Raw genomic sequence first — 24690 nt, 5'->3', positions numbered from 1 at the left:
ACCTGCCGAACAATGGCAAGTTGCTGGTCGCGTTGTGTTCGCGATGACCCGAGGCTTCTACCGTCGAAATCCCCGCCGAGGGTCACGTGGCTCGTGTCCGTCCATGGCCGTGAACCACGTATCGCATGGAAAGACACGTAGACCGTGTGCCGCTGTCGCCGGGTGATAGAACACCTCGACATCGCGGTCGCCCATCAGAACGTCTGTGACGGCGTCCCAGTCGACGTCCCGCGGATGGGACGCCAGTACGGCAACATCGTCGCCGTACACCTCATCGGCCAGCGCTGCGGCGGCTTGGGCGATGACGATCATGAGCGCGAGCTGTTCGGCGATCGTGTGAGGCCGGGGTAGCCGACCGGCGTCGAGGTCCTGAGCCAAGTCGTCGAAAGATCGGGCCATCTGACGTCGCCACAGAGCGGACTCGGCGAATGTGCATTCGGGAAGTCGGTTCAACAAATACCACCACCGCACCGTGTCGACCGGATCATCACCGCGCTCCTCGACGTCGTCGTACGCCATGTCGGCGCACACCCACGCGTGGATCCGTAACAACTTCCGCTGCCGATCAGTCAGTGAGAACCGCGGCACAAACTCGATGACATCGCCCATGGTCGTCCATGCTGCCCGCCCCAGAACTGATCTGCGCACGGATCGACCACATCCGCACGTCGACCCGTGCATGCAGGAATACGCGCACGTCTGCATGCAGATCGGATACCACGTACCAGCCAGGGTCACTCGGCAGTGAGCTACCAGGACAGCCGGAAGCTCCTCAGATCATTCGATTCGATGGTGTCACCGTCCCACGCGAATCGATCGTCGGGCAGTTCAGCGTGTTCGGTCAGTTTCTCGAGGTGGAGCGCCTTGCTGTGATCGCGGCTGCTTAGGCTCGCGATGAGGCCGGTTCCATCGTCGATGACGATTGTCGTGGTGAGTCCAGTGGGCGATGTCAGCTCGGTCGACCATGCCGGACGGTCAGCGTGGTCGATCGCCGTCGGGCCCTGGGTGACGTGCTGAGGTGGTGTGCGCCGAGTCAGGAGTGAACGCGGGCCGAAGAGATCTCGCGGGGTGAACAGTGCGCCGAGGCGGATCAGGCTGGTGGTGCGTTGGTGGACCATCTGTCCATCGATGCGGGCGACGGGGACCGTATCAGTGGAGCTCGACGATGAGTAGACGATCTCGCCATTGCGTTCGACCCACCAGCGGTCACCCCGGCCGTAGCGGAACTCGAAACGGTCGTCGACGAAGCCTGTGTCGGTCACACCGACAACGTGCAGCGAGCCTGACATGTTGAGGTCGGTCGCCGCGGCATTGCGCGCTGTGAGTTGTTGCCACGTCGGGACATTCACCGTCTCGAATTTACACTTGACCTCGTTCGCTTCGACCTCCCCGAGCAGGGGCGCATCTTCCAGCCGGCGGCACGCTTCTCCCGGGCAGGCGATCGAGTCCGCACACAACCGCCGGAGTCGTTGATCGCAGGCAGCCTCTAAATCAACCTTGGACAATAGACACAAGATGAACGACCGTCATAAGAGCTGAAGGTACCCCTTGCCGTTCCCGATCGGAATTTTGAAACTTAGGCAGCAAATCCACTGTCCCCTTCCAGTTTTCGCCCATGCGTGAAAAAGCCCAGGGGCCTTGACGTCCATCGCGAGACCTTCCGACCGGACTTTGAGCGGCACCCCGTCACGGAAGGATCCTCCAGACGAGCCAGCCACGGTGAGCGCGACGCTGACCAAGACTCTCTGAGGGGGATCGACAACGAGGCGTGTGGGCGGATCGAAAGTGACGGGCCAGTTCTCGTACATCTCGGGGCTCACTGCACGACCGCCAGACCGTGTGGCCGGTGCAGGACGGCCGCGTCGACGCTGCTCGGGATCCACCGCAGGCCCTGTTCGCCGAACGTGGGCGCGGTGAGGGTGTAGCGGCCGGTGCGCTCGGCGATACCGCGCCCGTGCACGGTGGTCTCGAGGGTGATCGACCGGATACGGCCCCTGCCCTGCTCGATTCCGCCGTACGCGACAGGCCGCGAGGAGACTGCCAGGTCGAGACCGGGCATGCGTCCGTTCGTGATCGCGAGAATTCCTGCGTGCGTACGGTTTCGGGCCAACAGGGCACGCGCCCGGGTTGGCGGAACATCGCGTCCGTGCACGGTCGTCACGACCAGATCGAGGCCCTCGATACAGAGGCTCGCAGCGTCGAGGGGGTCTGTTTGGCCTGGGTCGATCAGGTGGATTTTCGACAGGTCGCCGCCCTGCTCGTGGACGGCGAGGAGTCCGAACTTCGACTGCCCGATCAATGCGACGTGGTGGCCGGCCGCGCTGGCTGTAGCGACGAGACCGACGAGGATCGATCCGGCACCAGTAATCGAGATGGCCGTTCCGCGGGCCAGCGCACCGCGTGGGAGGAGTTCCGACAGTGGCGTGGGCACGGGGATGGTGCGCAGGGTCTGTGAACGCACAGGGCCGCTGAGGGTCTGTTCGTCGGCGGGCGGGGCCGTTGGCTGAGATGGGGCGAACAGGGATGCGTCGACGGGCTCGATGGGTGCGTGGACACGTCGTCCGGGGATCGCGGCCATGCTGCGTCGGAGCGCGGCGAGCTGTTCGGCCTTGCCCAAGCCGGTGAGGTCCCCGATTGCGTCGACGGTGGCCATGTGGATCGACCTTTCGCGCGCCGATAGGAACCACCACACCGTATCGAACGCATGTTCGATTGTCGAACGTGCAGGTGGGCGCGTTCAGCGGTGGAGGGTGCGAGTGTCGAGGTCGTCTGCCGTGAAGGTCCAGGCGAGATGCCGGTATAGGTGAAGCGTTCGTTTCACCTGGTCGAGGGCGCTTACGACGGCCGGGTCGCTGGGGTCGCGCCCCTCGTCACGGATGGCTGCGCACTCGTCGTCGTCCATGCTGTGTTGGACGCACAGCGCTGCTTTGTGGTTCCCAGGCAACAATCATTCATGTGAATGACTGGACGAGCTGCGTCGTTCTTTCCGGCATGACGGTGCATCGGTCTTCTCGAGCCTGCGCCGAGGAGTTCCAATCTACGTCTAGTTCGACGCGTCGGCCTCGGGGGCGGTTGCTCCGTCGTAGATCAGGTCGTCCGAGCCGTGGTAGCGGTAAGCACGCTGTCCACTGGGCAGAGTCACCCAGCCCGCCTGGCCGTGATCGGCGTCCGGATCGAAACTACGGTCGTTGGTCATTCAACACTCTCATTCTCCGCAGGCGGGCGCACCACAGTCACCTTGCTCTTGACGACAATCGGGGCATCCGCGGGCCCCTGCAAATGCTCATCGATCCACATGGGTAGATGACGCTTCTGCGATGGATACCAATGCCGACGCCAATGCCCCCGAACGACGTGGCGGTGCGAGAGCTTGCCAGATCCTTCCGACGATGAAGCACTGGATGCAGACCGCGGCTGCCGGTACGACAAATACGTCACCTCACGCATCCGCTTGACTACGCCGTCGTTGTCTCGCATGCGCGCCGACTGCTGGCGGGTGGACTCCACGAACTTGTTGCCTCGCAGCATGTTCACCATCGAGAAGAACGTTCGCGCAACGTAATCCAGGTCATTCATGGCGGTCACGGAATGCGCAGGTTCGTCGGGACCGACGTCCGTGAAACCCGCGCCTCCTGATCGGTTCGGTGCACTGGGCGCAGCATCGGATTCGGCTGGGCTGAGCTGGACCTCGGCGAAAGGAAACACCGGTAGGTAGTCGTTGACGACGCGGTACAACCGGTTTCCGTCAGTAGGAAGTGCCCCGTCGGCCCGCGCCAACCACCACCGCAAAGCAGGAACGGTAAGCATGGCTATCAGGAGAACATCGGTTCCACTTCCACTGTCGCGACCTGTCTCGTTCCACACCAGGACCCGCCCGTGGTCGGGCACTCCATCCGCTGGAGCGAGATAGAGAACTCCTCTGCTCGAGGGAAGATCGGCCACGGTCACAGCAACATCATGGTCTCGATCGGCACTCTGGCCGGCCTCGATCAACGCAGACATCTCCGGCGTCGCATAGTAGGCATACCGGTCCGCCGTCGACGCGCGCAGAAGGAAGTGGCTGTAGTAAAGCATCTGGAACCAACGGAAGGGCTGCAGGCCGACATCGTGCGATTCCGGTTCGTCATCGAGCCAGAAGGGCAAGTGCTTGTGGGGCTCCCGCGCAACAGCTTCGACCGGCAGCTTCGTCATCCGGGACAACCTATGGAGCATCTCGCCCACGTCGGCCGGGTCGGACCGAAACCGGATCACGTCGTAGCCGCCCTTAAGGAATTTTCCCAGGTAGGTCTCCACCGGCCAGGCTGCGGCCTCGATGGCCTCGAGCACAAGGGGCCACCGCGCCGCGGTGACCTTTGCTTCCAGCACCTCGGCGGCCTGACGGCGGATACGCATGTCGACCGAAAATTGTTGCCCTGGAACGAACTCACCGTCGAATCCATCACGGCGAACCCGAGTGCCCTTCGCATTCCGAGGCTTCTGCCCTCTTCTATCCGAACGCCGCGCCAATTTTCCCATCCCGCCCCCTCGTCTACCACTCCATGGCACAAATCCGCATCAACACTCTGACGATATGGACCATCGCAACATTAACTGGCAGTTGTCATTCGGAGTCTGGTGTTGCGGCGGTGACGAGTTCAGTCAAGACCCCGTGGCAATCCTTTGGGTGCAGGAAGTTGATTCGGGACCCCATTGAACCTTGTCTCGGCTCGTCGTAGAGTGCCCGGACGCCCTTACTCCGTATGGCTTCTGTTTCGCCACTCACGTCGTTCGTGCCGAATGCGATGTGGTGGACGCCTTCTCCGTTCTTGGCCAGCCACTTGCCTACTACTGAGTCGTCCCGGGTCGAGCCCAGCAGCTGGAGGTACGAGGCGTAACCGTCCGGGGTCTCGTTGATCTTCAACATCGCTTCACGGATACCCTCCTCCTCGTTCGATTCCAGGTGAGTAACCTCGAATCCATAGGTGGCACTGTAGAATTCGACGGTTTTGTCGAGGTCGAAACAAACAATCCCGATATGGTCAATTCGAGTCAGCATGCCTACAGTCCACCGCATAACTGCTCGCTATGCAACATGCTGACATGACCGAATCCGCTTGTCTGACTGATATTTACAAGATCAGTCAATCTGAACTCTGCCAACAGTCCCTACTTTGCTTGGTTGCCTAGGTCGTCAAATTCAGCCCAACCCTTGACTCGGGCCCAGTTCAAGCCGCTGCGCAGGTGATTTCGTGCCATGCAGGTGTCCCCGTCGATGTCGCAGACTTCGATCACCTAACGGTGGCCCAAAGCTTCGCTGCTTTGCAAAGCGCGGCAGAGGTAATGACTGGAGGAACGATCTGCTCCAGCTCTACGTCATAGGAGATTTTCGCTTGGCCTCAAGGGCTCTAACTACCTCGGCGGCCCCTTCTTGACGGCTGGCGGTAGTCGTCACAATGGGGACGTCGCGTTGACCAAGCTCGATCACGGCCTGGAGTTCGCGAAGTACTGCGTGGACTCCGTTCTGATCTGCCTTGTTTACGACGTAGAGGTCGGCGATTTCCAGAACACCAGCCTTGGCCATTTGGATGCCGTCACCTGCTCCAGGCGCTAGAACAACGATGGTGTCGTCCGCGATTGATGCGATTTCCACCTCTGACTGCCCGGTTCCGACCGTCTCGATCAAGATCCTGTCAAATTCGATCTCAGACAGGATCGCGATCATTGTCCTGGCCGTGGCCGAAAGTCCTCCGAGATGGCCACGACTGGACACTGACCGAATGAAAACTCCGGGATCATCTGAGTGCTCCTGCATACGGATGCGGTCACCGAGGAGCGCACCGCCGGTTATCGGCGATGACGGATCAAAGCAGAGCACTGCCACGCGCTGACCCCGCTTGCGGTACTCGGCGATAAGACATGAAATCAACGTCGACTTTCCGACACCAGGAGGACCTGTCAAGCCAATCACCGTACAGGCGGTTCGGGGGTGGTCCGGTGCAGCCGGAGAGATGACGTCAACCTCAGTGATGGCGTAGTTCTCCGCGCGAGTCATTAGTTGCGCCAGCGCCCTGATATTGCCTTGCCGTGCAGACTCCAAGGTCTGACAGTTCTGGTGCCTCGTCACTCCGTCTCCTTGAGCGGATGTAGGTTCGTTTGTGCCCAACGGGTGATCTCCTGAAGGGAATCCCGAGAGGTAAAGACCCGGAGCACTCCCATTTCAGCGAGCTTGCGTGCGTCTCCAGGTGGAATGACGCCGCCACAGAAGATGGGTATCTCCATCGCGTTATTCTCGGCCAACAGCTCGATTACGCGGGGTACCAGTTCCATGTGAGCGCCCGATAGCAGTGACAGACCGACAGCGTCGGCACCCTCTTCCAAAGTGGTGCGGACGATTTGCTCGGGTGTCTGACGCAATCCGGTGTAGATAACTTCCATGCCGGCATCACGAAGTGCGCGCGCCACCACTTTGGCACCGCGATCGTGGCCATCCAGCCCAGGTTTGGCAACCACCACTCGGACACGATGCACGCGGCCTTCGGCCTTTCCTGCGTCGAAGCTCGGGTTCGGAGCTGTCATGCCGTCACCAGCGGTGTGATCCGCGCCTCGCCGATCCGGGAACGCAGGTCGACGTCGGTGACACCGAGCCCACTCGAGGGTGCTAGGCAAAGTATGCCAACTTTGCCGAGGTGCTCGTTTAGTTGAATCCTGCGTGCGGCTTCTGGTGTCTCTTGAAACGGGTGCACTTCAGACAACATAGGTTGCACTTGGCCGCGCTGGATGAGGCGGTTCGTCTGCCACTGCTCGTACAAATTCGCCCCGTGGCTGCCTACTATTCTTTTCAGGCGCATCCACAAGTAGCGGTTGTCGAACGTGTGTTGGTAACCCGTGCTCGATCCACAGGTGACGATTGTGCCGCCGCGGCGGGCCACGAATACCGAGAGGCCGAAGGTCTCGCGGCCAACGTGCTCGAAGACGATGTTCGGATCCTCTCCGATCTCTCGCCTGATGATCTTGCCCAGCAGTTTTCCTGCCGCGACGGTGGCGTCCGGGTCAGCGGAAATCTCACCGATCTCGCGCCGATCGATGACCAGCTCACAGCCAAGCTTGCGGGCGACCTCGGCTTTTGCGTCCGAGCTGACTATGCCGATTGGTATGCCGCCGCCGTTGCGGACGAATTGCACGGCGTAGCCACCGAGGCCACCCGCCGCGCCCCAAATGAGGACTACATCGCCTTGACGCATGTTGGCACCGCGCTCGCTGACGAGCATCCGGTAGGCCGTTCCCGCGCACAATGGGTTGCTGGCAGCCTCTTCCCAGGTGAGGTGCGCTGCCTTGGGTAGTAATTGACTCGCGCGGACGACCGCATAGTCAGCGAGGCCTCCGAAGTTTGTCTCAAACCCCCATGCTCGCTGCTCGTGGCCGAGCATGCCGTCGTGATGGGTGAGCGGTTCCTGGTCATCGACATGAGCCGTCCCTACGGCGACATGGTCCCCGACCTTCCACTTGCGCACACCGGCCCCGACGCGCACGATCACCCCGGCTGCGTCCGACCCCAGTACGTGGTACGGCTGGTCGTGACGAGAGGCCCAGCCGCCCTGTTTTGCGTAGTGCCGCAGGAAGTTGAAAGTGGGGATCGGCTCGAAGGTAGCGGACCAGATTGTGTTGTAGTTCATCGCCGCTGCCATAACAGCGACCAACACCTCATCAGGAGCAAGTTCCGGCATGGGCACACTGCCGAGGTGAATCGACTTTCGAACGTCTTTGTCCTCGACGCCGGCGAAAATCTGGATGTCTTCTACATCTAGGTAGGCGGCGTTGTATTCAGGTGGGACGGGAAGGCTCTCAAGTACGTCCGGAGAGGCACCCGCGATTACAGCTTCAGAGAGTTCGTTCATTGTCATCCTTGTTCGTCGGTAGGGTGTCGGTACAGGTGATTTTGATACGTCCAGGCAGATCACTGGCGTGCAGAAAAGTCCGCAGATGTGCTCGGATTTCTCGTGCGCTCGGGACATTGCGAGTTGGTCCAGACACACTGAGCACCGCGGTGTCGGTACGGCCCCTCACCAGCTGCACTTCCGCCTCTCGTACCCAAGTGTGGGTTCGGGCGACGCGGGCGACTGCGGAGGCATCAATGAGGCTTCGGGTGCGGATCCACCGACCCTCCCGAGGTCCTAGGTGTCGCATCTCGCCGTCTGCCGCGACGTACCCACAGTCGTCGGTGCAAACCTCGCGGCCGTCGGCGAGATGAACCCAGATCGTGCCCGCTATACAACAGGGCAGTAACTGTTCCGACCGGCCACGCACGGTGAATCTCACACCGTCCGATGGCATCAAGCGCGGAGGGTGGGGAGCGTCGTCGTTACATAGTGTCCCCGCGCGGACGCCAGCACAGATGTACGGGGTCCCCGCGCCGGCTGCTCGGGGCCGGACTTTGCTCGTAGAGCTGACCAAGGATGTTTCTCGGTCTGAAGCGAGATCTGTGACAGCAGTGCGAAAATCGGCAAGAAATATTTCTGCTTCCGCTGCACCCATCAGATCCTGGCGATAGTCGAGCCGCACCCGGCACTGCGGCCAGTGCGCACGGATCTGCAGCGTTCTGGCCAAAGCAGCGTTTGTGTTTGGCGTGAAAAACTCCCACTCCGAACGTAGGCCGGGGATTTCCAGGTCAAGTTGGGCTGGCGGACGGGGAAATGACAGGCCGAGCTCAGTACTGAGCCGAGCGAGGGGTCTGCCGGGCACACCGGACACCAGGTCCACGAACGGGACGCGGCGATAGCGAGCCAAGTGTGTGAGCGCCCGGCGGGCCGAGGCAACGGATTTTTCCGTCGCCATCTGGCGGGAGGTTTCGATGGATACGGGGACCACGTTGGTTTGCAAGCCGGCGACATGTCCGGTGTGTTCGTCACTGACGTCCGAAGCCACAGACAACACCGGATCAATGTTGTCGTAAGCCGTCATTTGTCGAGTGAGCGCTGCGAAAAGCATCGTGAATGTGCTCACCTGCAGGTTTTGAGCGATCGCGCGAAGGGCGGCAACCGCTGAGGGCTCCAGTTCGATTGTCGGCGAGGCAGCAATGGACCGCTGCCCCAGACGGCCGCCCTCGGGAAGTGTCAAGGGCATCCGTTTGTCGATAGCAGTACGCCAAAATTCGATGGCCTCCGCGGTGACTGCCTCCGTGGCAACGGGCGTACTGGGCGCGGCCAGCGGCGTCGGATTCACTTGATGGCCGATTCTCAGTTTCCCCAGATAGTTCGAGAAATCGCGGGCGACAATAAACTTGCTGCGCCCGTCAAAGCCGGCGTGATGAGCCTCGAAGACCATCGAGCAGCGGTTGGGAGCATGGGTTAGAAGTTGGAAACGAATTGGTGCCTCGGTGGCTAGGTCCCAGCGCTTGTCCTGTTCGCGCTGCTTGCACCATTCTCGGACCGCCGCCGACTCGGAGCCGTCTTCGCATGGGATAGTGGCGCGCTCGAAAGAACATGCCTCAAGTGCCGGCAGGACGCACTGGCGCAACTGTCCCCGCACAAGCCGCAGCACCGACCGCAGCGGCTCGTGTCGTTCAAGCACGGCGCGCGCAGCGGCCTCGAGGTGATGCTCGTCAAGTACACCGCGAAAGGTCGCCACGAAATATCCGCCGCCACTAATCGAGGGATCAATCGTGGCTTCGGCCCAGAGTGCGTATTGGCCCGCATCGGCGGGCCTATCGTGCAGGATTGTGGTCATTCGTCACCGCCCTGACTGTGTCGGCGACGCCGCCGGCAGTCATCTGCGATGAGCTCAGCGACTCTCTCACGATTAACCTTCCCGCTGGGGGTCCTGGGCAGTTCGGGCAGTTCCGTCACCGAAACAGGGACCGAAACCTCGGGCAGTACCTTGCGTAGTCGCTTAAGAGCGTTGGCCTCGACTGGGCCGGTGCAGCCCTCACGAAGGACTACTGCGGCGCGCAGGCTGGCATGGCCGGACTTAGTCACCACCATGACCGTCGCCGCTGCAGCGAAGTCGGGAGCTGTTAGCAACTGCGCATCGATTTCTAGGAGATCAACGCGGATTCCCCGCACTTTGATCTGGCTGTCCATTCGGGATAGGAAGCGCAAGCCGCTGTCTGTCAGCTCCACCAGGTCACCGGTACGGAAGGCTCGGGTGTTACCGGCTGGTGAGGGAAGGATGCTGACGTAGCGCTCCACTGTCAGCTCGGGACGCCCCAGATATCCATCCGACAATGGATTTCCGGATACGAGAAGCTCTCCGATGTTCGGAGTTTCTGGAACTTCCGGCGCGATGAGTAGTTCGCATCCCGGCAGGGGTTCGCCGATTGGTGGCAGATTGGGCCAGGCATACGGATCGGGCCCCAGGATGTGCGAGGTCACCATGGCGGATTCGCTTTGTCCGTAGTGGTTGACCAGCCGGCAGCCGGGCATACATGCGAACATTGCGCGAATATCTTCCGAGCACACTACTTGCTCACCGGCGGTATTTACCTCGACCAAGCACAGTTGCGCCAGCATGTCCCGCTGGGCCGTCACTGCCAGCATCTGCAACGCAACGAATGGGACGAACAGCCGCTCGATTCGTTGATCGGAGAGCCATCGAAGCAATTGGGCTGGTTCACGGCGTAGCTTCTCCGGCATGATCGCAAGCGTGCCGCCGCCGCACAGCGTGCCCAATATCTCCTGGAACGAGACGTCGAAATTTAGCGGGGCGAACTGTGCGGTGCGTAGTTCGGGGTGGGGTGAGTGGGATGTTTGCCAATCGACCATTGTGTCGATGCAGAGATGGTTCAGCGCTACGCCCTTCGGCCAGCCGGTCGATCCGGATGTGTAGATGATGTAGACCGGAAGTGCGGCATCGCACGCGACGGCGCGCAGGTCGATCGGTTGGGTTACTCCGGGGGGCAGCCCGATGTCGACCAGCGGGGCGTGGTGGTTCACACGTGATCGCGTGGTGGCGATTAGGGCGCGAGGTGCGCAGTCATCCACCATGAACTGAATCCGTTCCACGGGGTACTCGGGGTCCAACGGGACGTACGTCGCTCCATGCAGCAGCACCCCGAGTAATGCAGCGACTGCACCCGCGCCTCGCGGAAGCGATACCGCAACCCGGTCTCCTACGTTCACGCCGGCCAGCGTCAAGTTGGACGACACCGTTTGCGCCCAAGCTGCCAGTTCTCCGTAGGTGTACGAACGATCGGCGTCGACTACAGCCGTACGCCCCGGATCGTGGGTGACACGGCGAACAAATCCAGTTAAGTGACAATCGGGTGTCGCCGGACCTCCCCACAGTGACTTGAATTTTGGGGCGGTCATGCATCTTCTCCCCGCGGCGCTACCCCTGCTAGTTCTTCATCAACGGCCTCCACGAATTCTTCGATGGTGGGGTTGTTAAAAATTAGATGCAATTCCGCTTGCAGCCCATACTCCCGCTGGATAAGGGCAAGGATTTTCGCGGCCGTGAGCGAATCACCGCCCAAATCGAAGAAATTGTCATCGAGCGTGAGATTTTCTTCGCCGAGAGCCCGTTCCCAGAAACTCGTAATAGTGGTAGCCATCCGTTGTTTGCTCATATTTCTCTGCTCCCCATCCGAGTGGTCAGTTGGCTGCACCCTTGAGTGTGTTTGGGTACGGGATTGACCCGGACTGCTGCTGCTCCGGTTAGATGCGGTCATTTCGATTCGAGCCCTTCTGCCACCGCCCGTTGCATTTGGCCGATGCTGGCCCGAGCCCGTGCTGCTGCGATCATCGAATTCATGACATTGCGGCCCGCGGCCACGTCATCGGTCACAGCACGTAGTTCTGCGCTACAAACCCCGCGCTCGAAGGGACGGCGGCGGCCCGGTACGACACCCGAACGCAGTTGCCTTTCAGTGAGCCACTCCTCTTCTTCGGAACTCTCGGCTTCGACGACGCCGACGACGGGGCCGCGGGTGGCGTAGGCCATGTCGTCAATGCGCGATTCCAGCCAGCCACTGCGCAGACAGTCCAACAAGCCACCATGGGCAGCGATGTCATCTAGCCACCCCGTAGCCTCTGCTTCGATTTCATCGGCGATGCGAGCTATTGCCTCGGACCCGCCGAGGGGGTCGACGTATCTGGCTAGATCGGTTTCCTTCAAGATGATCTGCTGAATCCTCAGCGCAATGCGTGCCGATAGCTGCCCAGGCGTTTGTTCGGCCTCGTCGAAGCCGCACACATGCAGAGACTGCACCCCGCCGAGGACGGCCGCTACGGCCTGAATGGTCGTACGCGCGATGTTGTTGAGCGGTTCGGAGGCGGCGAGAGCGGAGCCGAAAGTATTGACCTGAACACGCATGCGGCTCGACTTCGCGTCAGCAGCGCCGAAGAGGTCCACCATGCGGCGGGCATACATCCTGCGTAGGACACGGAACTTGGCCGCCTCGGCAAGAACCTCCATATGGGTCCCAAAGATGAAGCTGAGCCGGGGTGCGACCTCGTCGACGGTAAACCCCCGCTCCAGCATCCCTTGCAAGTACGTCTCCGCATCAGCGATGCCGAGCGCCACTTCCATTGCTCGGCTCGCACCGGCTTCACGGGCGTGTCCACCCGAGATCGATACCGGATTGACCTTGGGCAAGTTGCGTATGCAGTACTCGATAACGTCTAACGAGAAGCGGAAGCTGTCGTCCAAGTCGAACACGAACGCCTTGCGAGCCGCGTGCTCTTTCAGCATTTCGTTCTGCAAAGTGCCACGTAATAGCGCAGGGTTGACGCCTGATTCTTCGGCAACCACGATCCATAGGGCCAAGATCATCGGTGCGGTCGCATTGATGGTGAAAGAGACTGACACCTGATCCAGCGGTATTCCGTCGAACACTGCGGCCAAGTCGTCGACGGTGGACACCGAGACCCCGGCGCGACCGACCTCACCGGCAGCCGTTGGATCGTCCGGGTCGAGTCCGAGCTGGGTGGGCAGGTCGAAAGCCAACGAAAGACCTGTCTCGCCTTGGTCGAGGAGATAATGGAACCGCCTATTGGTGTCTACGCCGTCGCCAAGCCCAGCCAATTGCCTGATCGTCCATGGCCTAGACACATAGCCCTTGGGATGAATACCTGCCTCATAAGGAAACTCGCCTGGTTTACTCATAATCGTCGCCTTCCAGTTCTGCACGCAGCCGGTCGCCGTAGGCGTCCAACGCATCGGGACTCAACATGTCGTTGTGTTCGCACTCCACTGCGATCTCCGTGACTGGACGAGCGATAAAACGTGTCCAGTCTCTTGAATAACCTGGATCGCGTTCGTGATCGCTTCCCTGGAACACCACAGCGCCGCCCCCGAATAGGTCCGGTGTGTGGCCGTGCCAGAGGTCAGAATTGAATCGGAGATTGCGAACGACGTGGCTGATCATCCAAGCTGGCGGAATAGCTGCGCCGAGTGACGAATGAGTTTCCAGCCATTCCGTGGCCTGCTCGTAAGAGGTCAATTCTTTCAGATCGGGCAGGTCGACGTTCTTGGACACGAAATGCCGCAGGACGTCGGTCTCATTGAAATCCGCGTCTGGCGAGCGTGTCGTACCGGGTTCTACTAGAGCTGCGTCCAACAGTATTAGCCGACGTACGTGCGCCCCTCTCCGTTCCAGCACGGTAGCCATCTGGTGGGCGACGACACCACCGAAGGACCATCCCAGCAGGTCGTAGGGCCCATCGGGCTGGACTGACTGGACGAGGTCGGCATACTCGCCGGCCATTTCGCGGACCGTACGCGGACGTTCGCCGTCGACGGTTTGCTGAATAGCGAATATTGGGCGCTGCACGATGCTTCCCAAGGCGCGGTACGCCCAGCTGACGCCCCCACCAGGGTGTATGCAGAAAAGTGGACGCCCTGGCCCTCGGCACAACTTCACGACCTGAGGTATCTCGTCGGAACTGGACCAGTTGAAGAGTTGTTTGCTCAGGCCCGCTACGGTGGGGGCTTCCATGAGTGCACGGACGCTGATTTCACAGTCGAAGGTTTCCTGCACGGCGGCTACGACACGCATCGCAGAGAGCGAGTTGCCGCCCAGGTCGAAGAAGGAGTCGTCCACGCTGACTCGCGGCAGGTCGAGAACCTTCGTGAAAATGCCGGAGATAATTTCTTCAACCGGAGATGACGGCGCTCTGTGAACGCCGCTGGCGAATTGCGGCTCGGGCAACGCCCATTTGTCCAGCTTGCCGTTGACAGTTAACGGCAACTCGTCGATGACCATCACCACGGCCGGAACCATGTACGCAGGCAATCGCGCGGCAACTCGTTCGCGCAGCGCCCCACCATCGATTCCCGCAGACACCTCGGTAGGTACGACGTAGCCAATCAACTGCTTGCCGGTATCGGTATCACGGGCCACCACTGCCGCACGCTCCACTCCGGTCAAGGCAGCGAGTGTTGCTTCCACTTCACCGATTTCGATGCGGTAACCACGAATCTTCACCTGATCGTCAGAGCGACCCACATACTCCAGCTCGCCGTCGTGATTCCAACGAACCAGATCGCCGGTGCGATACATCCGCGAACCCAAAGGGCCGAGCGGACACGCGACGAATCGCGATGCCGTCAAGCCCGGCCGTCGCACATAACCGCGTGCCACACCCCGCCCCGCGACATACAACTCACCAACCACACCGATCGGAACCCGCCGCAAACCGGAATCCAACACAAACAACGCATCACCCGGCACCGGCGTACCGATAGGAGCTCCATGACCAGGCTTCATGGGCGCACTCATAGAGGCGTAAACGGTGCTTTCGGTAGGACCGTAGGAGTTGATCATTTCTCGGCCTGAAGCCCACCGATCGACAAGTTCGGGCGAGCACGCCTCACCCCCCACAAAAATGGTCCTCAATGCGCTCAGCCGCTGCGGTGACAGCCGGCCGAGGGCGGACGGGGTCTGGGTCAGAACCGAAACACTTTCGTTCACAAGTAGGTCATGAAAGTCGGTGGCAGAGTTGGCCGTGTCCTCAGAGGCTATGACTAAGCGGCCACCGTGCAGCAGAGCGCCCCACATCTCCCACACCGACACATCGAACGAGTACGAATGGAACATCGACCACACCTGTCCTGGCGACAATTCGGACGTCCGTGCGGGTCTGGTGAACAGTTGCGTCACGTTCTGGTGGGTGACCGAGACGCCTTTGGGTGTGCCTGTCGTTCCTGAGGTGTAGATGACATAGGCCGTCAGTTCTGGATGGGGGAATGGAAAGGTGACAGTGGGAGGTTCGACGGTGACCCTGCCCCCGAGGGTCACGACTGCCACTTTGCTCTCATCGACCCGGTGCAATTGCGCTACCGTTGTCACTATTGCTGCTGGTTTGGCGTCTTGTAGAACGAATGCCAGGCGCTCGTCAGGGGTGTTGATGTCGATCGGCAAGTAAGCAGAACCCAGCTTCAGCACCGAAAGTATGGCTATCACAGTGTGTTCCGAACGTGGCAGCAACAGTGCAACAACGTCCTCTACTCCCACCCCACGCCCAGCCAACAAATGAGCCAACTGCGTCGATGTGTCGTCCAACTCCTGATACGTCCACGACCGACCCTCGAACACCACCGCTATGACGTCCGGCCGCACCCTCACCTGCTCGGCGAACAACTCCGGAATCGACACGCCAGCAACGGACTCCGTCACAGCCGACCTGTTACCCAGTACGTCCAGCTGCGTCAGCTCATCCTCACCCAGGATGTCGAACGAAGCCAAAGGACGATCCGGGCCCGCCGCCATCGCAATCAATAGTGTCTGGAGCCATACCAGGATTTGCTTGGCCAACCGCTCGTCGAGGACCGCCATGCGGTATTCCAGCCGCACCCTCAGCTGTGGACCGGGCCAGATCTGTAAGGCGATTGGATAGTGAGTGAACTCGCGACTTGAGGCTATGCGTACGCTCAGTCCGTTTGTCTCGAGCTGCCCGCCGGACATCCTCAGTGGGTAGTTCTCGTAGACGAAGAGGGTGTCGAACAGTTGTTGATGTCCCGCGGCGCGCTGGATATCGGCCAGGGCCACGAACTGGTGGTCTAGCCCATCGTGGTAGTCGTCCCGCAGCATGCCGATCAGTTCAGCCGTGGTCGTCGTCGCGGTCAGGGATGCTCTTACCGGGACGGTGTTGATGAACATGCCCACCGCCGACTCGCTGCCGAACAGTTCTGCTGGCCGCCCCGATACGGTAGTGCCGAAGACGACGTCTCCGCTGCCAGTCAATGCGCCCAGCAGACGGCCCCAGGCGGCCTGTAGCACGATGTTCATGGTCGTGTTTTGCGAGCGAGCCAACTGCTCAACAGAACGCGTGACGTCGATAGGGAGGTCGACTCGCAACAGCGATCGCGCATCAGTGAAGCGATCTCCTGGATCTAACAAGGTCGGCGTTTGAAGTCCCGCCAGCAGCTTCTGCCAATGCCGCCGCGCCGCGCTCCAGTCCTGGGCGGATAGCCACTCGACGTAATTTCGGAAGGTGGGCGCGGGTGCCAGAGTCTCCCGTTCGTAGACGGCGAACATCTCTTTGAGCAGAATCTGGATTGACCAACCGTCCACCACGATGTGATGGACGGATAGCACCAGCGTGTGCTTATTCGTCCCAGTCTGATGAAGGAGAATCCGTAGCGGTGCCTCATCTACGAGGTTGCCGCAGGCGGCGAGCTCTGCATCCAGCAGCCTCTGATCGCACTCGTAGCCGTTAACTACCGTCCACGGTATGTCTGGGCGTGTCGGAATGATCTGCACCGGCTCGGGGAAACCCTCGGAGACGAACCGAGCCATTAGGTTGGGGTGGCGTCCGACGACTGTATGAGCGGCCTCGCGCAAGCGCGGCACGTCGAGTACGCCAGCAATCTCGATACCCAGTTGCACGGTGTACAGCTCTACGGGTTCATTACTGCCGGAACGGCGATGGAAAAGCAGCCCGGTTTGAAGCGGAGTCAGCGGGAGAAGGTCTGCTGGTTCCACGATTTGTGCGAGTTGATCGATCTGCCGCTGATTGACCACCGCCGGCAGGACGTCGGAGGGAGTCAGTCCTCCGCCGCCGTTCTGCACGTACGCCGCAATTCCAGCTAGAACGTCATACCAGCGCGCGTACAGCTCGGTGATATAGGAGCGATCCACCTGTGTGCTCGTCCAACTCCAGGACACGTGTAGTTCTGACTGCGAACCTTCGGCTAGCACGGCTGCATTGATGCCGACTGTGTGCGGCAACAGCATCGAGCGGGAACCAAAGCGTCGAGCATCAGGCGATTCAGTCGGTCCGAGGATCCGCCAATCTTCGAGGGGTGCGTCGAGCTGGCTCACGCTGCGCCGGCCGAGGTAGTTGAAGCCGATGGCGGGATCTACGCCAGACAGATTGTTGGTGCCTAGATACTTGAGAAGACCGTAGGTGATTCCGTCGGGGTGGGCACGCAGCTGTTCCTTGGCGTCCTTTATCCAGATACCCATGTCCGAGCCCCCGGTCAGAACAGTGTCACGGTCCATGGGTACGACGTTCAAAGCGACCGGGTGCTTTGCGGTGAACCATCCGACGGTGTTGGTCAAATCGATCCCACTGCCGATTTCATCGCGACGTCCGTGGCTCTCCACGTCGATGCGGAAAGGGACGTCGAAGTGCTGGTGCTGTTCAGCGAGGGCAGAACCGAGTGCGATGAGCAGCAGATCCTGAACGTTGATGTGCAGAGCCGCAGTCACGTCGGTTACCAGCACTTCGGTTAGCTCCGTGTCGATGCTGACCGACAGATGCTCCACATCGCGCCAGATACCAGGAGTCGGGTGCGGGCTGGGCAGCAGGGTGGCAACGGCTTCAATGCGCTGCCAATGCGGAAGCTGGTCAGTGACTTTCCGCTCGGCAGCGTACTGCGCCAACATCGTTGACCACTCACGGAACGAGGTGCCGCTGGCATCCAGGGTAATTTCTCGCCGCTCGGTGAGGCAGCGCCAACCCGTTGCGAGATCCCTTTGGATGATTCCCCAGGAGACCGCGTCGACCGCGAGGTGGTGGACGATGAGCAACAGCTGGCGGGTGCGCTCAGCCCACAGCCCATGCACCATGGCTCCTCGACGCGGGTCAAGACGGCTCAAGGCATTGGCAAACGTGGTATCGGAGAAGTCCACGACGGGGGTTACACAGTCGGCTGCGCTGATCGAGCCTGTTGGTAGGACGATGCAGTTGTCCGCGTCCTCAGTCGGGGCGTTGTCCACCTGCAACCGGAGCATGGCGTGCCGATCGACCAATGCCTGTAGTAACAACACCACGTCGCTGTACTTCGCCTGCTGCGGCCCCTGGAACAACATGGTTTGGTTGAACTCGTCTGTCGGTGCCGTGAGAGATGCCAGCCACCGCATGATCGGCGTTGCCGTGACGGGCCCAGCCTCAGCCGGCCGAAGGAGAGACTGCTCCGGGACCGAGAGCTGGAGAGCGTGGGCAAGTCGTGCCACGGTTCGCTCCACCAGGATGTCGCGGGGCTTGCAGTACAAACCGACTTGCCGGGCCCGGGACACCACCTGAATGGACGAGATGCTGTCGCCGCCTAGATCGAAGAACGAATCGTCGACTCCAACTTTCTCCACATTCAGTACGCGCGCGTAGATGTCAACCAGGCTCTCCTCGAGTGGAGTAGTCGGTGCTCGGTATTGGTTCGATTGTCCTAGTTGAGGTACCGGAAGCCTCTTTTTGTCAAGCTTGCCGTTACTCGTCATGGGCAATGCATCGAGGACCACGACCGCCGCAAGCGACATATATTCGGGCAGCCACGCGTCGGTCAAGCGGCGCAATTGGTTGCCATCCAACTCGCCCGCCCAGTCTGTGTGGGGAACGACGTAGCCGATCAGCCGTTTGTACCCTGGGTGGTCCTCATGGACGACGACCGCAGCCTGTCCTACTCCGGGGGCCGTCCGGAGCACCGATTCGATCTCACCGATTTCGATGCGGTAACCACGAATCTTCACCTGATCGTCAGAGCGACCCACATACTCCAGCTCGCCGTCGTGATTCCAACGAACCAGATCGCCGGTGCGATACATCCGCGAACCCAAAGGGCCGAGCGGACACGCGACGAATCGCGATGCCGTCAAGCCCGGCCGTCGCACATAACCGCGTGCCACACCCCGCCCCGCGACATACAACTCACCAACCACACCGATCGGAACCCGCCGCAAACCGGAATCCAACACAAACAACGCAGTGCCGGAGCCAGCGGCACCGATCGGCACTGCCCCTGTAGGGACTAGCGGTTCGGTCATCGAAACGTAGACGGTGCACTCGGTCGGGCCATAAGCATTGATCACGGCTCGCTCAGGCGTCACCCATCGCTCGATTAGCTGGGCTGGGCACGTCTCTCCCCCGAGTAGAAGTAGCGCGATCGACGGTAGCCCCTCGGGAGACAGCCGTGCCAACGCCGAGGGTGTCTGGGTCAGCACCGTTACTTCTTCGTTTACGAGCAGGTTATGGAAATCGGAAGGAGAGTAGGCAACCTCTTCGGGAACCACGACCAGCCGTCCCCCGTGCAGAAGCGCGCCGCACATCTCCCAGACCGCGAAGTCGAATGCGTATGAATGGAACAGCGTCCATACGTGGTGGTGGGGTTCCAGAGTGCCGGTGGTCGGGTCCTCGACATTGGCGAGGCGCGCGATGTGGGTAGCGATGAGGTCATTGACGCCGCGGTGGGTGACCGAGACGCCTTTGGGTGTGCCTGTCGTTCCTGAGGTGTAGATGATGTACGCGAGGAGGTCAGCATTCGGCACCGGCAACGTCGTCGTCGGCTGTTCAGCGACCTTGGGATCCTCGACATCTATCAGTGGGACCCCGGACTTACTGACGCGACCAGCGAGGCTCACCGTGGTCAAAATCGCGGCCGGCGCAGCGTCTTGTAGAACGAATGCCAGGCGCTCGTCAGGGGTGTTGATGTCGATCGGCAAGTAAGCAGAACCCAGCTTCAGCACCGAAAGTATGGCTATCACAGTGTGTTCCGAACGTGGCAGCAACAGTGCAACAACGTCCTCTACTCCCACCCCACGCCCAGCCAACAAATGAGCCAACTGCGTCGATGTGTCGTCCAACTCCTGATACGTCCACGACCGACCCTCGAACACCACCGCTATGACGTCCGGCCGCACCCTCACCTGCTCGGCGAACAACTCCGGAATCGACACGCCAGCAACGGACTCCGTCACAGCCGACCTGTTACCCAGTACGTCCAGCTGCGTCAGCTCATCCTCACCCAGGATGTCGAACGAAGCCAAAGGACGATCCGGGCCCGCCGCCATCGCAATCAATAGCTGCTGCCACCGAGCCGCCATGCGCTTTACGGTCTCGGCGTTGAAGATGTCGGTGCGGTACTCGACGATTCCGCTGATCCCATCGGGCTGACCGTCCGCAGTGAACCGCTCGCGCAGGCTGAATGCCAGGTCCATTCGAGCGGCTCCGATGTCGACTGACGCCGTCTCCACGTCGAGACCCGGCACCGAGATGTCGGGGACCGGGTCGTTCTGCCAGGCGAACAGGATTTGGATCAACGGATGGTGAGCCTGCGTACGGACCGGATTGAGGCGCTCGACAAGCGCATCGAACGGCACATCTTGGTTCGCGAACGCGTCCAGGCTCCGCTCCCGTACCTCCTCCAACAAATCACCGAAGTTCATCTCGGCTGAAACCCGCGTACGCAACACCAGCGTGTTGACGAAAAACCCGACCATGCCGTCAAACTCGGTTCGCCCCCGCCCCGCCGTCGGCACCCCGAACGCCACATCCGCGCTCCCGCTCAAACGCGCCAACAGCACCGAAAGCGCCGCCGACATCACCATGAACGTCGTCGCATTGCGTTCCCGCGCGATCCGCTGCGCCAATTCATGGAAATCCGCGGGCAGGTCGACGACGACTCGACCCCCATTCGTGTCGGTCTCCGCCGGGTACGACCGGTCCGTGGGAAGCTCCAACCTGCTGGGTAGATCTTTCAGGGCGTGTTCCCAGAATTTCAACTGCCCGGCGAGCACGCTTTGCGAATCCGCTTCGTCACCCAGCAGAGCGTGTTGCCAAAGCGTGTAGTCGGCGTACTGGACGGGAAGTGGCGACCAGGAAGGCGACTCGCCCGCAGCGCGGACTCCGTAGGCGCTCCATAGGTCACGCAGGAGCGGAGGAAGTGACCCCCCGTCGACTGCAATGTGGTGCATGACCACGACCAGACGATGGTCAGTGGCAGACACGACAAACAGCGCCGCGCGGAAAGGAAGGTCTTCGGCTAGGTCGAAAGCATGCTGACCCCGAACACGCGCTGCGTCGGATATTTGAAGTTCCGTCCAGGTGGTGGCGTCAATGATGTCCCAGTCGAAGTCAGTCTCAGCTGCAAGGACACGCTGCTCCGGCACACCAGCCACCGCTGGAAACACTGTCCGCAGACTCTCGTGCCGCTCCACAACATCAGCGATCGCCGCGCGCAGCGCACAGACATCCAAAGAACCGGTAATCTGAATCAGTAGCGGTATGTTGTACGTCGCCGACTGCCCTTCCATCTGGTGGATGAACCACAGCCGACGCTGAGCGAACGACAACGGCAATCGCTTGGGACGAGCTACTGGGACCCATGCCACGCCGCCACCCGGCGATCCACCCACCAACCGTGCGAACCCCGATACCGTTGAGGCTTCCCAGAGCGCCTTCACGCCGATCGATGAATCAAACGACTCCTGCACGGCCGCGATCACTCGCATCGCCGATAGCGAATTTCCGCCGAGGTCGAAGAACGAGTCGTCCACCCCTACCCGCGGTAGGTCCAGCACACGCGCAAAGATTTCAGCCAAAATTCCCTCAACCAAGGTCGACGGATTTCGGTAGGATCCGCCTGCGAACTCTGGATTCGGCAATGCCTGCTTGTCTAACTTGCCGTTGACCGTAAGCGGTAGGTCATCGACGATCATCACCACTGTGGGGACCATGTACTCCGGTAGGTGCGCGGCCACATCACCACGCACCACAGCACCATTTACTTTTGGACCGGTCTCCGCAGGTACGACGTAGCCGATCAGCTGCTTGCCCGAACTCGAAGACCTCACCACGACCGCGGCGCGCTCCACCCCCGCGACACGGGAAAGAGCAGCCTCGACCTCACCCGGTTCAACACGAAAACCACGGATCTTCACCTGGTCGTCCGAGCGGCCCACATACTCCAGCTCGCCCTCGCGGTTCCACCGCACTACGTCACCCGTCCGGTACATCCGCGAGCCCGGCGGGCCGAGCGGAGAAGCAACAAACCGCGACGCCGTCAGCCCCATGCGTTTCAAGTAGCCCAGGCCGACACCATGACCTGCCACATACAACTCTCCGACTACTCCTACCGGCACGCGGCGGAGACCGGTATTCAATACGAAGAAGGCAAGGTCAGCAAGCGGACCGCCCACGGGACTGACATGGCTGTCGAGGTCAGAAGAAACGATCCTCCGGAACGATGCGTGGACGGTGGTCTCTGTGGTGCCGTACATGTTGATCAGGTGCGGCCAGGAATCCAGCTGATCTAGCCAAGGTCGCAACTTCGACGGTTCGAGAGCTTCGCCTGCGAAGACAATCGCTTCTAGACCGCTCAGCCGAGACTCGCCCGGCCGGCGCATGTCGACTGCCTGCAGAGCATAAAATGCTGACGGTGTCTGACTCAGAACGGATACGTTCTGGTCTCGCAGTAGTTGATGAAAGTCGTTGGCGGACTGGGCAATTTCTCCAGGTACGACAACCAGTCGGCCACCGTGTAGCAGCGCGCCCCACATCTCCCATACCGACACATCGAACGCGTAGGAGTGGAAGAGTGACCACACCTGGTTTGAGGACGGCACGAACCCCGGAGCCGTCGAGCTGAACAATCGCGTGACGCTCGCCTGGGTAACGGCAACCCCTTTGGGGACACCGGTGGTACCGGAGGTGTAGATGATGTACGCGACTTGGCCGGCCTCTGGCGCAGGCAGAGCCGTAACCGGCTGCACGGCAATCGCGTCGTCGTCGACATCCACAACTTCGATACCAAAACAGTCTACCCGGCAAGTCAGTTCGGCAGTGGTCACGAGGGCAGCTGGAGCGGCATCGCCCAAGATGAACGCCACCCGCTCATCGGGGTGCTTGATGTCAATGGGTACATAGGTTGCGCCCAGTTTCAACACTGCCAGGATCGCGATTACTGTCTTGTTGGAACGCGGGAGCATGAGAGCAACAACTTCTCCTCCGCGTACCCCACGAACGGCTAGTAGATGTGCCAGTTGCGTGGAGGCCTCGTCAACTTCCCTGTAAGTCCATACCTGATCCTCGAAAACCATGGCGTGCGCTTCCGGCGCTCGATTCGCCTGTGCTGCAAACAGTTCGGCTATGGATATACTGGCGGCAGTCTGAGAGTGCGCAGAACGATTGCCCAGGCGGTCAAGATGAGTGTGTTCGTTTCTGTCTAGTACGTCGATCGAGATGACTGGCTGGTCGATCACGGCGATCATCTCGGCGATGATTCGCCCAAGCCTGACGATCATGGTCTCGACCGATGCAGCGTCGTAGACATCAGAGCGGTACTCGACCACTCCGTCGATTCCCTGCGGCTCGCCGAACTCGGAGTACCGCTCCCGGAGACTGAAGGTCAAGTCCATCCGGGCCTGTCGAGAAATGGTGGGTACCGCCTCTGCCAGCACCCCCGGCAAGTCCAACTCCGTGGAGATCTGGTTCTGCCATCCGAGCATGACCTGGACCAGTGGGTGATGCGATTGTGACCGAGCAGGTTTGACGAGATCCACCAGCGCGTCGAACGGGACATCCTGGTGGGCCAATGCGTCCAAAACCGCGTCCCGTACTTTTTGCAAGAGGCGACGGAACGTCGAACTGGCAGACACATCAACGCGGAGCACTACTGTGTTGGCGAAGAAACCGACCATCTCCGCAAGATCAGCGTCACGTCGGCCCGTAGTTGGAACACCGAAAGCGACATCGGAGGTGCCGCTTAGTTCGGACAACAGCACCGCCAGCGCCGTCGAAATCACCATGAAGCCGGTAGAACGATGCTCCCGGGCCAACTGTCGCACCTGCTCTTGCATCGACACGGGCCATTCGATGGGGATTCGATTGCCTCGATAGTCGGCCACGACCGGATAAGGGCGGTCGGTTGGGAGCTCAAGCCGCCCCTCGTATCCGGCTAGCGTGTTCTTCCAGTAAAGGAGGTGCCGGCTCAGCGCACTGTCGGGGTCGGACTCGTCGCCGAGCGACTCACGCTGACGGAGCGTGTAATCCCGATATCGCAATGGCAACGGCACCCAGGCAGGCACCTCTACGCCCACATGGGCCCTGTACGCCAGCCCGACGTCGCGTACGAGGGGCGTGAGGGACTGGCCGTCTGACGCGATGTGATGCATCAGGAGCACCAATACATGCTGATCGGCCGATAGTCTGAAGAGCTGCGCTCGGAACGGAATCTCAAAGCTGAGGTCGAATTTGTATCCCACTGCCTGTGCGACTGCATCGTTCAACGCGTCTGTCGACCACCCTGACGCTTCGACTACGTCCCAGCCGAAGTCTGCGTCGGCCGAGCCAAGAACACGCTGCTCCGGCACACCCTCATGGGAGGGGAAAACAGTCCGCAAACTTTCGTGTCGACTCACGACATCGCCGATTGCCCTGCCCAGCGAATGAACACTGAGCTCACCAGTCAGGCGTAAGACCAGAGGAATATTGTAAGTTGACGACAATCCCTCCAACTGGTGGATAAACCACAGCCTACGCTGCGCAAAAGACAACGGGATCA

The 24690-nt window shown here is 60.7% G+C and carries 14 protein-coding genes; all 14 read right to left on the bottom strand.

Annotated elements, in window-relative coordinates; all coding sequences use genetic code 11:
- Nucleotides 1-57 precede the first annotated feature (57 nt).
- Nucleotides 58-648 (bottom strand): hypothetical protein, encoded by a 591-nt coding sequence (locus tag CH294_RS25985; protein WP_141215467.1) that lies wholly within the window; start codon nucleotides 646-648, stop codon nucleotides 58-60.
- 101 nt (nucleotides 649-749) lie between these two features.
- On the bottom strand, nucleotides 750-1505 hold the full coding sequence (locus tag CH294_RS25980; protein ID WP_139278554.1) for a hypothetical protein: 756 nt from the start codon (nucleotides 1503-1505) through the stop codon (nucleotides 750-752).
- A gap of 311 nt (nucleotides 1506-1816) precedes the next feature.
- A complete protein-coding gene (locus tag CH294_RS25970; RefSeq protein WP_015586180.1) occupies nucleotides 1817-2653 on the bottom strand; it encodes a hypothetical protein in 837 nt (278 codons plus the stop codon).
- Nucleotides 2654-3043: 390 nt separating this feature from the next.
- Nucleotides 3044-3196, bottom strand: a complete 153-nt coding sequence (locus CH294_RS27640) for a hypothetical protein (protein WP_155289037.1) — start codon at nucleotides 3194-3196, stop codon at nucleotides 3044-3046.
- Nucleotides 3193-4392 (bottom strand): hypothetical protein, encoded by a 1200-nt coding sequence (locus tag CH294_RS25960; RefSeq protein WP_032384406.1) that lies wholly within the window; start codon nucleotides 4390-4392, stop codon nucleotides 3193-3195. Before CH294_RS25960 ends, CH294_RS27640 begins: the two co-directional genes overlap by 4 nt.
- A 208-nt stretch (nucleotides 4393-4600) precedes the next feature.
- On the bottom strand, nucleotides 4601-5035 hold the full coding sequence (gene mce, locus CH294_RS25955) for a methylmalonyl-CoA epimerase (protein WP_015586177.1): 435 nt from the start codon (nucleotides 5033-5035) through the stop codon (nucleotides 4601-4603).
- A gap of 312 nt (nucleotides 5036-5347) precedes the next feature.
- Nucleotides 5348-6103 (bottom strand): methylmalonyl Co-A mutase-associated GTPase MeaB, encoded by a 756-nt coding sequence (meaB, locus tag CH294_RS25950; RefSeq protein ID WP_015586176.1) that lies wholly within the window; start codon nucleotides 6101-6103, stop codon nucleotides 5348-5350.
- On the bottom strand, nucleotides 6100-6555 hold the full coding sequence (locus CH294_RS25945; RefSeq protein ID WP_015586175.1) for a cobalamin B12-binding domain-containing protein: 456 nt from the start codon (nucleotides 6553-6555) through the stop codon (nucleotides 6100-6102). The genes meaB and CH294_RS25945 overlap by 4 nt, the downstream gene beginning before the upstream one ends.
- Nucleotides 6552-7874 carry a crotonyl-CoA carboxylase/reductase gene (gene ccrA, locus CH294_RS25940; protein ID WP_015586174.1) on the bottom strand — a complete coding sequence of 441 codons (1323 nt, stop codon included), beginning with the start codon at nucleotides 7872-7874 and terminating at the stop codon, nucleotides 6552-6554. Before ccrA ends, CH294_RS25945 begins: the two co-directional genes overlap by 4 nt.
- On the bottom strand, nucleotides 7858-9702 hold the full coding sequence (locus tag CH294_RS25935; RefSeq protein WP_015586173.1) for a condensation domain-containing protein: 1845 nt from the start codon (nucleotides 9700-9702) through the stop codon (nucleotides 7858-7860). The genes ccrA and CH294_RS25935 overlap by 17 nt, the downstream gene beginning before the upstream one ends.
- Nucleotides 9699-11282, bottom strand: a complete 1584-nt coding sequence (locus CH294_RS25930; protein WP_015586172.1) for an AMP-binding protein — start codon at nucleotides 11280-11282, stop codon at nucleotides 9699-9701. The genes CH294_RS25935 and CH294_RS25930 overlap by 4 nt, the downstream gene beginning before the upstream one ends.
- On the bottom strand, nucleotides 11279-11539 hold the full coding sequence (locus CH294_RS25925; RefSeq protein WP_032382025.1) for a phosphopantetheine-binding protein: 261 nt from the start codon (nucleotides 11537-11539) through the stop codon (nucleotides 11279-11281). Before CH294_RS25925 ends, CH294_RS25930 begins: the two co-directional genes overlap by 4 nt.
- Nucleotides 11540-11637: 98 nt before the next feature.
- Nucleotides 11638-13101 (bottom strand): methylmalonyl-CoA mutase family protein, encoded by a 1464-nt coding sequence (locus CH294_RS25920; protein WP_032364855.1) that lies wholly within the window; start codon nucleotides 13099-13101, stop codon nucleotides 11638-11640.
- Nucleotides 13070-24682, bottom strand: coding sequence for a non-ribosomal peptide synthetase (locus CH294_RS25915; RefSeq protein ID WP_254923896.1), 11613 nt, complete (start codon nucleotides 24680-24682; stop codon nucleotides 13070-13072). Before CH294_RS25915 ends, CH294_RS25920 begins: the two co-directional genes overlap by 32 nt.
- Nucleotides 24683-24690: the final 8 nt, after the last annotated feature.

The organism is Rhodococcus sp. 14-2483-1-1, assembly GCF_002259335.1.
Lineage (GTDB): Bacteria > Actinomycetota > Actinomycetes > Mycobacteriales > Mycobacteriaceae > Rhodococcoides.
The sequence above is the reverse complement of the archived record's forward strand: the minus strand, read 5'-3'. Positions and strand labels throughout refer to the sequence as shown.